At 26.1% G+C, this 12,113-nt stretch carries 11 protein-coding genes and 1 other annotated feature; of the genes, 9 read left to right on the forward strand and 2 right to left on the reverse strand.

The features are described 5' to 3' along the window. Positions 1-8 precede the first annotated feature (8 nt). Genes IBJ83_RS03475 through IBJ83_RS03485 form a run of 3 tightly spaced genes read left to right on the forward strand, consistent with a single transcriptional unit; the run spans position 9 to position 5,740 of the window. Complete coding sequence (locus IBJ83_RS03475; protein WP_201275314.1) at positions 9-2,423, forward strand: DNA internalization-related competence protein ComEC/Rec2; 2,415 nt, start codon at positions 9-11, stop codon at positions 2,421-2,423. Next, on the forward strand, positions 2,377-3,432 hold the full coding sequence (gene holA / locus IBJ83_RS03480; protein ID WP_201275315.1) for a DNA polymerase III subunit delta: 1,056 nt from the start codon (positions 2,377-2,379) through the stop codon (positions 3,430-3,432). Before IBJ83_RS03475 ends, holA begins: the two co-directional genes overlap by 47 nt. Further along, positions 3,407-5,740 (forward strand): heavy metal translocating P-type ATPase, encoded by a 2,334-nt coding sequence (locus IBJ83_RS03485; protein ID WP_333473016.1) that lies wholly within the window; start codon positions 3,407-3,409, stop codon positions 5,738-5,740. Before holA ends, IBJ83_RS03485 begins: the two co-directional genes overlap by 26 nt. A 43-nt stretch (positions 5,741-5,783) precedes the next feature. On the opposite strand, the gene IBJ83_RS03490 is transcribed toward IBJ83_RS03485, so the two are convergent. Both IBJ83_RS03490 and IBJ83_RS03495 read right to left on the reverse strand, forming a co-directional pair. After that, the gene (locus IBJ83_RS03490; RefSeq protein ID WP_201275317.1) at positions 5,784-7,226 is read right to left on the reverse strand and encodes a leucyl aminopeptidase; all 1,443 of its coding nucleotides are present in this window, start codon (positions 7,224-7,226) and stop codon (positions 5,784-5,786) included. A gap of 97 nt (positions 7,227-7,323) precedes the next feature. Next, positions 7,324-7,779 carry a COG2426 family protein gene (locus tag IBJ83_RS03495; RefSeq protein WP_201275318.1) on the reverse strand — a complete coding sequence of 152 codons (456 nt, stop codon included), beginning with the start codon at positions 7,777-7,779 and terminating at the stop codon, positions 7,324-7,326. A gap of 114 nt (positions 7,780-7,893) precedes the next feature. After that, positions 7,894-8,011: a sequence feature (ribosomal protein L10 leader region), on the forward strand. Positions 8,012-8,032: 21 nt separating this feature from the next. Between IBJ83_RS03495 and rplJ the strand changes: the two genes are divergently transcribed. The 6 genes from rplJ (at position 8,033) to IBJ83_RS03525 (ending at position 11,814) form a co-directional block, all read left to right on the forward strand. After that, positions 8,033-8,536 carry a 50S ribosomal protein L10 gene (gene rplJ, locus IBJ83_RS03500; protein WP_201275319.1) on the forward strand — a complete coding sequence of 168 codons (504 nt, stop codon included), beginning with the start codon at positions 8,033-8,035 and terminating at the stop codon, positions 8,534-8,536. 29 nt (positions 8,537-8,565) lie between these two features. Next, positions 8,566-8,937, forward strand: a complete 372-nt coding sequence (rplL, locus tag IBJ83_RS03505) for a 50S ribosomal protein L7/L12 (RefSeq protein WP_201275320.1) — start codon at positions 8,566-8,568, stop codon at positions 8,935-8,937. A 220-nt stretch (positions 8,938-9,157) separates the two neighbouring features. Then, positions 9,158-9,835: a CYTH domain-containing protein gene (locus IBJ83_RS03510; protein ID WP_201275321.1), complete on the forward strand. Its 678-nt coding sequence runs from the start codon at positions 9,158-9,160 to the stop codon at positions 9,833-9,835. Next, on the forward strand, positions 9,825-10,499 hold the full coding sequence (locus IBJ83_RS03515) for a hypothetical protein (RefSeq protein ID WP_201275322.1): 675 nt from the start codon (positions 9,825-9,827) through the stop codon (positions 10,497-10,499). The genes IBJ83_RS03510 and IBJ83_RS03515 overlap by 11 nt, the downstream gene beginning before the upstream one ends. A gap of 90 nt (positions 10,500-10,589) precedes the next feature. Then, on the forward strand, positions 10,590-11,105 hold the full coding sequence (locus IBJ83_RS03520; protein WP_201275323.1) for an NUDIX hydrolase: 516 nt from the start codon (positions 10,590-10,592) through the stop codon (positions 11,103-11,105). Next, positions 11,098-11,814: a polyphosphate polymerase domain-containing protein gene (locus IBJ83_RS03525; RefSeq protein WP_201275324.1), complete on the forward strand. Its 717-nt coding sequence runs from the start codon at positions 11,098-11,100 to the stop codon at positions 11,812-11,814. The genes IBJ83_RS03520 and IBJ83_RS03525 overlap by 8 nt, the downstream gene beginning before the upstream one ends. Positions 11,815-12,113 lie beyond the last annotated feature (299 nt).

Raw genomic sequence — 12,113 nt, forward strand, 5'->3', positions numbered from 1 at the left:
GAGGAAGTATGAAAAGAAATATTGTTTTTTATTTAATTTCTTTGATATGTGGAATTTTATTTTGTTATTTTTTGAAGATTGAGCATTTTACAAAATTTTATTGTGCGCTAATTTTTGTTTTTGCGTTTTTTGTTTTACATATTTTAAAATTCAATAGATTGAAATTATTTCTTTTGATGTTTTCTTTAGGATTTTTTGTTAGCTTTTTTGCTGAAAAAGAGAGCGATTTAAAAGATTTTTTTGATAGAAAGATTACTTTTACCGGAGAAGTTTTAAATTCAACTCTTGTTTCTAACGGAAATGGATACAAACACGAAATTAAATTAAAAAGTATTGAAAATGTAGAAAGTTGTGAAAAAATTTTACTTTTTACAAATGAGAAACAATTTGAAATTGGAGATATTATAAAAGTAAGTGGAAAACTTACAGAAATACGTTCAAATGGGAATCCTAGACTTTTTGATTATAAAAAATTTAATCTAAAAAACAAGATTTTTTCTAATGTTTATTCAAACGATGTTAAGAAAATTGGAGAAAAACAAAGTTTAAAGAGAAGTTTTTATTTTTATGTTAAAAATGTTTTTGACAATTCTCTTTCAGTAGAAAATTCAAATATTATGAAAAAAATATTTCTTTCAAACAGTTTTGATACAGACTTTGAAAATGATGTTAGAGAGATAGGACTTTCTCATATTTTAGCAGTTAGTGGTTTACATATTGGAATTATTTACATTGTTTTAAGTAAGATTTTGATTTTTTTACCGTTTAAAAGAATTTTTAGAGAGCTTATAATTTTATTTTTTATATTTTTGTATTCTGGTTTGATAGGAAATCCTGCAAGTGTTGTAAGAGCAGAAATATTTTTGTTTATCACGATTTTTTCCTCTCTTTTTGGAAAGATTAAAGACAGAGAAAATGACTTATTTTTAACTGTTTTTATCATTTTACTCATAAATCCATATATGATTTTTGATGTTGGATTGTATTTAAGTACATTTTCAGTCTTTGGAATTATAAAAATTTTACCATATTTTTCAAAAAGTAGAGATAGTTTTATAAGAAAATCTTTTAAGTTGACTTTTTCTATTTTTCTTATGATTTTACCGATTATTTTATATGTTTTTGGCAAATTTTCATTGACGACATTTTTTAGCAATTTATTTTTAACGCCAATTTTTGTGATTTGTATAGTTATTTCGTTTTTTATGTTATTATTTGGACTGTTAAGTTTAAAAATATCTTTAATTTTAGGTTTTTTTGTAAATAATTTGCTAAGTCTTATAAGAATAAATGTTGAATTTTTGAAAAATATTAATCTAAATATAATTTTTTATGAATACAATTTAGTTTTTTTGATTTTTACATATATTTTAATTTTAATTTACTTTGAAAGAAGAAATTTAAGATATTTCAAAGTTAAAAATTTGAAATTCTTAATTATTTCTATTTTTCTTATGTTTGTTTTTACAAATATTTCATGTTTTTATGAAAATAAAGTTAGAATAAATTTTATAGATATAGGGCAAGGAGATGCTTGCTTAATAAGAGGAAAATATAACAATATTTTAATCGATACAGGTGGTAGCACTTTTGGTAATGGAGATAACGGGAAATCCGTTTTGATTCCATATTTAAAGAAAAGTGGAGTTAAAGTTTTAGATTTCGTGTTTATTTCACATTTAGATGCTGACCATTGCAAAAATTTGACTTATTTATCCAAAGAAGTGGAGATTAAAAATTTGTTTTTCAGAAAAAATGGATATAGAGATTTTGTAAAAAAATATGGAGAAGTTAAGGCAAAAAATATTTATGATATTGAAAATAGTACGAAAATAAATTTAAAAGATATGGATTTGGAAATTTTTAAGGCTAGAGATACTTTAGAAGAAAATGAGAGATCTATTTTAGTTAAAGCGATAGTGAATGGGAAAAAGATACTTTTTACAGGAGATATTGGAGCTTTTACGGAAAATCAACTTGTTAAAAAAGATATAGACTGTGATTATTTAAAGACTCCTCATCATGGAAGTAAAAATTCAAGTTCGAGTGAATTTTTACTTGCAACAAGTCCTAAAAGCGCAATAATTTCTTGCGGATATAAAAACAGATATAATCACCCACATAAAGATGCTTTAAGTAGGATGAAATCGGTAGGAATTGATGTTTTTAGAACGGATTTACAAGGGAATATTATGCTTGAGTTGGATAGATTTGAAGAAAAAATTATCGGTTTTCGAGATTTAAAGGATAATATATTTGTTTTTGTAAAATTTTATTTTATGGATATTTTAAATATTATAATGTATTTGTTTGTGTTTTTCGTTTTAATTAAAATTAAAAAGGATTTAGTTATAGACTTAAACTTTAGGAGGAATTATGAATTATATACAGGCGATGAAACTCTTGGAAAATGGAGAGCTTAATGGAATATATGTTTTAAGTGGAGAAGAAATTTTTTTAATAGATAGATTTGTAGAATTGTTTGAAGAAAAAATTGTTCAAAAAGATTTTTTCGATATGAATTATGCTGAGTATGATTTTGCAAAAATTGATTTGCAGAAACTAAAGATTGATTGTGAAACGGCGCCTTTTTTTAGCAATAAAAGGCTTATTATAGTTAATAATGTAAATCTTTCAAAAAGTGGTGTTTCTACTTATAAAACTTTTTTTGAAAATATGTACGACTATATAAATAAAATCCCAAAGACGACAGTTCTTCTTTTGGTGATGAAGGGAAGCGTTGCTTTTCGTGGGAAATTTTATAAAGAAATTTCAATTTTAGGTCATAATATTGAGCTTACTCGATTTAACGAAATTGAACTCTTTAAATTTATTAAAAAAAGATTTGTTTCAAAAAATATCGAAGTTAAAGATATTGTATTAAAATATATTATCGATAGAATTGGGTATTTAGATAGTAGTAGAGAAAAAAATCTATATGATGTAGAAAATGAAGTAAAAAAACTAACAGATTCTTTTTCAAAAGGAATATTGGATTTTAAAGATGTTGATGAAATTTTAATAGATAAATTTGAAAATAGTATTTTTAAATTGCTTGATATGATTTCTAAAAAAGACTATAAAAATTCAATAAAAATTTTAATTGAACTTAAAAAGTCAGGAGAAGATTCTTTTTCTACATTTTATATGATTGTTAGATATATAAGAAATCTTTTAGGAGTAAAAGTTTTGAAGTCAAAACAAAAACATATAGACTATATTTCTAAAGAACTTAAAATTTCAAATTATGAATGTAAAAAATTGTATTCCGTTTGCGATAATTTTTCAGTAGAAACTCTTTGTAATTATATTCATCTAGCTTATTCAGTAGAGGCTGATATAAAGACAAAGAGTAGAGATATGGACTTGTTGTTAGAGATTTTAATTTCAAAAATGTCATTAGGAGGTGCTTTTGTTGAGCAAAAAAGTTAATATTTTTGTAGATGGAATGACTTGTCAATCCTGTGTAATGAAAGTTGAAAAGGGACTTTCTAAACTTAAGATTGTAGAAGATGTTTCTGTAAATCTTATGAGCAAAACTGTTACAGTATCTGTTGTAGACGGAGCAAAGGTTGAAGGGCTCATCGGAGTTATAAAAAGACTTGGTTTTAAGCCGAAACGTGATGAGTTAAAGATTGAAAAGAGTAGTCTTAAACTATCTGATATTGAAAATATAATTTCAGAGCTTAAAGAAAAAGATACAGTTTTGGTAAAAGATGAGGAAGATATTTTAAAAATAAAATATCTAAAAGACGTTGTTTCATTAGATGAAATTAATTCTGTTTTAGAAAAGTTTAAAATTTCCGTAAAAAAGGAAAAAGAGGTAAGAAAAAATATATATGAAGATGAAATTAAAGGCTTAAAGAAAGATTTGATAATATCTTTGATTTTTAGTATTCCTCTTATGGTTTCGATGTTTTTCCATATGTTTAATATGCACAAGTTTATGTTGAATGGATATGTTCAATGGGCTTTTGCAAGTGTTGTTCAATTTTATGTTGGAAAGAGATATTATATAAATGCCTATAAAAACTTAAAAAACAAAAGTACAAATATGGATGTTTTAATAGCTTTTGGAACTTCAATGGCGTATTTTTATTCAGTTTATAAAGTTTTAATAGGAAGCGTTGATGTTTATTTTGACAGTTCTGCAATGATTATAACTTTAATTTTACTTGGTAAATTTTTTGAATCAAATGCAAAATCAAATACTTTCGGGGCAATTATGAAATTGATGGACTTAAAAGCGGACTATGCAATTGTAATTGATGGTGATAAAGAAGTTAAAAAGAATATTGAAGATGTAAAAATCGGAGATATTGTATTAGTTAAGCCTTATGAAAAAATTCCCGTTGACGGAGTTATCATTTCAGGGAATAGTTCTGTAAATCAAGCTATGATTACCGGAGAATCCGTTCCTGTCGAAAAGAATATAGGAGATACTGTTATTGGAGCAACCAATAATATCGAGGGAATTTTAAAAATTGAAGTAAAGAGTACAGTAGAAAATTCTGTATTATCTAAAATACTTGATTTGGTTCAAAATGCTCAGACAAAAAAAGCCCCTGTTCAAAGACTTGCAGATAAAATTTCTGCGTTTTTTGTTCCTGGAGTAATTTTGTCATCACTTGTAACTCTTTTGATAACATATTTAATTACAAAAGATTTTACAACAAGTTTGTTAAATAGCTGTGCAGTTATGGTTATCGCTTGTCCTTGTTCACTTGGACTTGCAACTCCAACTGCGATTATGTCCGGTACGGGAGTTTCTGCGCAAAATGGGATTTTAATAAAGAGTGGAGAAGTTTTAGAAAAAATTCATAAGATGGATAGTATAATTTTTGATAAAACCGGAACTCTAACAACCGGAGAGTTAAAAGTTGTCGAAATTAAAAACAATGGAAATTTATCTGATGATGACTTTTTAAGTATAATTTATTCCTTAGAAAAAAATACTGACCACCCGATAGCTAAGTCAATAGTTAATTTCTGTAAAGAAAAAAATGTAAAAGAAATTGAAATTTCAGCTTTAAAAGTTATTGCAGGAATGGGAATTAGAGCAATTTATAATAATGAAGAAGTTTTGATTGGTAAAAAGAAATTTATTGAAGAAAAAATCGGAAAATTAGAATTAAATATAGAAAATGAATTACTTACAATTTTTATTTCAATAGGAAACAATCTTTCCGGTTTTGTAGTTTTAGAAGATGAAGTTGAAAGCAATGCTTTTGAAATTGTAAAAAAATTAAAAGAAAAAAATATTGACGTATTTATGATAACAGGGGATAGTGAAGTAGTTGCAAAGAAAGTTGCAAACAAACTTGGAATAGAAAATGTACTTTATGAAGTTATGCCGGATGAAAAATCTCAAAAAGTTTTAGAATTGCAAAAACAAGGAAAAATTGTTGCAATGGTAGGAGACGGAATAAATGATGCTCCGGCACTTGCAAGTGCAGACATTAGCTTTGCTATGGGAACAGGTACGGATATTGCAATGGAAACTGCCGATATTACTTTGATGAATGGAAATTTGAATACACTTTTAAATTCAATAAATATTAGCGAACAGACACTTAAGATAATAAAACAAAATTTATTCTGGGCGTTTTTCTATAATATAATTGCAATTCCATTTGCAGCCTTTGGATATTTGAATCCAATGCTTGCAGGATTTACAATGAGCCTTAGTTCAGTAAGTGTTGTTTTAAACAGTTTAAGATTAAGAAAATTTAAGTTTTAAAAAATGGTATGCTACAAAAAGCATACCATTTTTAAATTTTTAATTATTTTTTATTGTATTTTTTTACAAAGTTATAAAGAGTTTTTACAGGTGTTCCACTTGCACCTTCAGGATTTGTTCCCCAAGCTGAACTTGAGAATGAAGGACCTGCAATATCTAAATGAACCCAAGGAGTATTTTCAACAAAATGTTCTAAGAAAACTCCGGCAGTAATTGCACCACCTGTTCCTGGTCCAGTTGCATTGAGTAATTCTCCAACTTTTCCTTTTACACTTTCTCTATGTTCTTCATAAACAGGGAATCTCCATAAATATTCACCCATAAAGTCTGCTGATTCTTTAATTTTTGCAAAAACTTCATCATTATTACTTACAGCACCGATAACTCTTGAACCTAGAGCTTGAATACAAGCACCTGTTAAAGTAGCAACATCAACTATACATTCAGGATTTAATTTTGAAGCACCATAGTAAATAGCATCAGCTAAAGTCAATCTTCCTTCGGCATCAGTATTAACTACTTCAATAGTTGAACCCTTCATTGAAGAAATTATATCACCATTTCTGTAAGCGTGTCCGTTAATCATATTTTCACAAGATGCAACAAGGGCTATTACATTTCTTTGAACATTCATTTTTCCTACTGCATACATTGTTGAAATAACAGAGGCACTTCCGCCCATATCAGTTTTCATGGTAACCATTCCTGTAGCAGGTTTGATTGCATATCCACCTGAATCATAAGTTAAACCTTTACCAACTAAAACAATAGGTTTTTCATCTTTGTTTGGTAAATGTTTCATAATTATAAATTTAGGTGGTAGGTCGCTACCTTGAGCAACTGCTAAGAATGCGTCCATTTTTAAAGATTCTATTTGTTTCTTTTCTAAAACTTCAACTTCAATACCAACTTTTTCAAGTTCTTCTTTAGCAAAATTTGCCAAAGTTTCAGGATAAATATCGTTTGCAGGTCTATTTACAAGATCTCTGCACATAAATACAGCTTCCATGATTGCTTTGATTTCTTTAATTCCGTTTTCAACATGATCTTTTTTATCTTCCAGAACATCAAAGAATACTTCGCAATCAAAACAAGGTTTCTTTTCTTTTAAGAAATTATCAAAAGAATAAGTAACATTTACAATACCTTCAATCATAGCTTGAGCTACTAATTTATAGCAAAGTCCATCAAATTTTTTGATTTCTATGTTACAAGATTTTACATTATTTGCTTTTAAACTTTTTCCAAGAGAAAGATAAGCTCTTCTAATATTTTCAAGAGAATTTTCTTCTTCTTTACCTAATCCCAATAAAATTACATTTTCAGTGTTTGGTCCAAGATTTGAAAAAATTTCTCCTCTTTTTCCATTAAAAAGTTTACTTTCTTTTACATAGTTTTTTAATTCTTCGCTAATTCCACAAATTTCATTTCCTTCAAATAAAGAAATTACTTTAACTAATCCGGAATTTCCAATTTTAAAATCCATAATCTACCTCCAAAATTAAATTAGATAAAAATATCTACCTATATAATAACCAAAATTTTAAATTTATGCAATACAAAAGGAGAACAAAATTGACCTCCTAAAAAATTCCAAAACTAATTGTTGACATAATGATTCCTGACAAAATTACTCCTATTATCGCTGATAAAAAACTTGTTTTAAAATCAATATCTAAAATACTTGCGGCAAGTATTCCTGTGTATGCTCCAGTTCCTGGAAATGGAATACCGATGAAAAGAGCAAGTGCAATTAAAGTTCCGCTTTTTCCTGATTTTTTTAAGATTTTTTCTCCGGCTTTATGACCTTTTAATAAAAGTTTTTCACAAAATTTTCCAATATGTTTTTTATTTTCTCCCCAAATTAAAAATTTTTTTGAAAAAAAATAAATAAAAGGAACAGGAATTAAATTTCCAATTATTGCAATTATATATGAACTTAAAATTGGAAGTCCCATTGCTTGTGAATAAGGAATCGCTCCTCTTAACTCAACAACAGGTAGCATTGAAATAAATAAAACTAAAAAATATTTTAACATAAAAACCACCTAATTAATTATATATATAATTCTACCACAAAAATAAAATAAAATAAATATGAAAAAATTTTTAAAAAAGTATTGCATTTATTTTGAAATATGATATAATATATATGTTAATTTTATAGGCTACCCAAGACCGTAGGGACATTCGTTTAAAAATCCTACATAGGTGGAAATACTTTATTTTGTATTTTATCTCTACTCTTGGTAGAGATTTTTTTATATGTAGCCTTTTGTGGAGGTGAAAGAGATGAAAGATTTTGTTTTAGAACAAAAACAAGCTGTTGTATCAGAAATCAGAGAAAAAATCGAAAGTTCAGGTTCTTTAGTTTTAGTTGATTACAGAGGGTTAACTGTTGAACAAGTTACTGAATTAAGAAACAAATACAGAGAAGCTGGTGTTCAATATAAGGTTTACAAAAACACTATGATGAAATTAGCTTTCAATGAATTAGGTTTTGGAGATTTCGGTCAATACTTAGAAGGACCAAGCGCAGTTGCTTTTTCAGGAGAAGATTTAACAGCTGCAGCAAGAATCACTAACGAATTTGCTAAGTCAAATGAAAAATTAGTTATTAAAGCTGGTATCTTAGAAGGAAAAATTTTAGATTCTAACGAAGTTAAAGCCGTTGCAGATATTCCATCAAGAGAAGTACTTATCGCAAAGTTACTTGGAAGTTTCAAGGCACCAGTATCAAATTTTGTGTATATGTTAGATGCACTAAGAAAGAAAAAAGAAGAAGAAGCAGCTTAATGGTTGCGTAAAATTTTAGGAGGTATATTATGGATTTCGAACAAATATTAGAAGCAATTGAAAAATTATCAGTTCTTGAATTAAATGAATTAGTTAAAGCAGCAGAAGAAAAATTTGGAGTTTCTGCATCAGCACCAGTAGTAGTAGGAGCAGTAGCAGGTGGAGAATCAGCTGCAGCAGCAGAAGAAAAATCAGAATTTGATGTAATCTTAGCATCAGTTGGAGCAGAAAAAATGAAAGTTGTTAAGGCTGTTAAAGACTTAAGCGGATTAGGATTAAAAGAAGCTAAAGAAATAGTTGACAACGCTCCAAAAGCTATTAAAGAAGGAGTAGCTAAAGAAGAAGCTGAACAAATGAAAGCTAAATTAGAAGAAGTAGGAGCTACTGTTGAATTAAAGTAATTTCATATATTATTTGATGTTGGAGATTTAATGTTTTTAATTTAAATTTAAGGTAAAAAGTGGCAAAAAGGTATAATTATGGTCTGGCAATTAATTTATGAATTTAAGAAGTTAATTGCTAGACTTAATTTTTAAAAATAAATGTTATATTGAACTTTTGCTTGAGAATTTTATTAAAATATGGTTGATTTATACTTAATTTGAGAGGTTGTTTTAATTTATGCGTATTAGAGAAAAATTAATAATAGAAAATGAATTAAAATATTTATTGAACAATAAGAGCGATTTTATAGAGATAATGGAATTTTTGGAATTGAATTATGATGTTATCCCATATAAAACAGCTGAGCTATATGATGTTTATTATGATACTTTAGATTTTAGATTGAAGAAACTGGGTATTTCATATAGAATTCGTAAGAGACCACAAATATCTATCAATATGAAACTTCCAGGAGACATAAAAGATGGTATATGGAGTAGATATGAATATTCATGCAAGATTGATAAAAAAAATTTAACAGAAAAAGAGCTTCTTAGTATTGATTGTAAAATACATGATATATTAAAAAAATCTTTAAATATAGATTGTATGGATTTATGTGCGTTAAAAAAAATTAATACTAGAAGATATGGTTTTTTAATTAATAAAAAAAATAAAAATGTATTGAATAAACTTGAACTAATAGGAGTAGCTTTCTTTGATGTATCAAAGAATGATTGTAATAAATTAGAGATTTTTGAATTTGAAATGGAAACCTATGAACAGACAGACGTATTTGTTTCACCAAGTATTTTTGATGAATTGATATATATAGGAAAATATATTGAATCTAGAGGGTTCTTAAAAAGTAAAAAAAGTAAATATGAAAGGGCTTTTGAGGAATATGAATTTTAAAAAATCTAGAATAGAAAAGGAATATACTTTTTATAAACCATTAATTAACAATCCAAAAGATGAATTTGTTGCCATATTGGATGATGTATTTAATATAAAATTATGGGATATTTCGTATGAAGAACGCGTCGAATTTAGGTATAGTGATTCTGAATGGGATAAATCAAAATATATTTTTAAAATAAACCATGGTGAAATATACTATAGAATTAATTGCAAAAAAAGAAATTCAAATTTAGATGATGATTTGCAAATATATGATGAATATGTTACGAATTGGGATAATATAGATAATTTAGAAAATTTTGAATTTATAAAATCAATAATTTATATAGCGTTTAAAAGAATATATAAGCATAAACAAAAAAAAGACTCAAAAGTTCAAACGTTTAGTATGCAAGTAATTGATTTTTTAGATTTAGATTTTTCCATAATTGGAAATATGAATTATTTTGAAATAGAAGGATTAAGTTATTTTCCGAAAGATTTAATTTTTAATTATGGATATTATAAATTAAATAATTATATGTGCAAAACAAAACTAGGATATATGAACAATAATAGCAGTATAAACTGTAAAATTGATTCAATTGAGACTCTTAGAAAAGCTATTTATACAATAAGTTTGTTTTGTAATAAGAGAGAATTTTTTGAACAAAAATAATAAAATTAATTGATATTTCTTGTGAAAAGGGTTTATTTTTTTGTTAATTTGTTTGATGATGTTAATAAAGTTATATAAGGAGAAAATTTGTTGAAAGAATTATTTGCTATTCCTGCTGTTGGAGCATTAATTTATAGGATTAAAGATAATAAATTAAATATTTTAGTTCAAGAAAGATATAAAGAAAATGAAATTTTTGAAAAAGGTTTATTAGAATTACCAGCAGGAAAGATTAGAGAATATGAAGATATTTTTAAAGCATTAAAAAGAGAAGTAGGAGAGGAAACAGGATTAACAGTTATAGAAATTATTGGTGAAAATAACATAGATATTAGAGAAGTAGGTGAATATACCGTTAATAGTTATACTCCATTTTGCTGTACTCAGAATTTATCAGGAGGTTATTCAATTATTCTTCAAACTTTTTTGTGTAAAGCTGAAGGTAAAATAAGACCAAATTTTAACGAAACAAGAAATGTTAGATGGATGAATGTTGATGACATATATAGTTCTATTAATGAAAATTTAGAATCTTGGTATCCTATGCATATTAACACATTATTTAAATTTATTGATTATTATCAAAAAGGGTTTATTTATGAGTGATAGAGTTCAATATTTTAATAGGATAGAAAAAAAATATTTATTAGATGAATTTCAATATTTACAACTATTTGATTTTTTGAAGGATAAAATAATAACTGATGTCTATGGAGAATCTACTATTTATAATTTGTATTATGATACAAGTTTTGATCTTTTAATTAAAAAATCATTGGAGAGACCGATTTTTAAAGAAAAGTTAAGAATAAGAAGCTATTGTCTCCCTAAAAAAAAGGATTTAGTTTTTATTGAGATAAAAAGAAAATACCAAGGAGTGGTTTACAAGAGAAGATTTAGTATAGAGTTAGATGAGGCATATAATCTTCTTGATATTAATAGTAGAAATTATTTTAAAAAAAATCAAATTTCAAAAGAAGTAAGATATATGGTCAACTTTTACGAATTATATCCTAAACTTATTTTGATTTATGATAGGATAGCTTATAAATTTTTGAACGAAGATATAAGACTTACTATTGATAAAAATATAAAAAATAGAAGAGAGTATTTGAAGCTCGAAGAAGGAGATAGTGGGAAGCTTTTGCTAAAAAATAAGTATTTAATGGAAGTAAAAACTCAAAATTCAGTATCTTTATGGTTTAGCAAGTTGTTATCTGAATTAAAAATATTTCCAATACCTTTTTCTAAATATGGAGAAGTATATATGTCTGAATTAAAACAAGGAAATAGTTATGATAAAATTTTATTTTAATGAGTTTTTTAAGTTATTTATTATATTTATTATTTGCTTTATAGTAATATATATGTTAGAAAGATATTATTTCAACAAGGCAGAGAAAATATCTTATTTTGAAAAAATGTCTATATTCTTAAGATTGACAATGGTATATTTAATGTTTTTCACTCTAAGTGATAAACAGATTTTTAATGTTGTCATAATTGGGTTATTATTTGTTATTATATTAGAATTTTACCTAAATTGCAAGAATAAATTAGCCACATAAAAATAATTCTCTAGGCGTTTTGTAATTGAATATTTTTTTAGGATAG

Source organism: Parvimonas parva (genome assembly GCF_016552165.1).
Lineage (GTDB): Bacteria > Bacillota > Clostridia > Tissierellales > Peptoniphilaceae > Parvimonas > Parvimonas parva.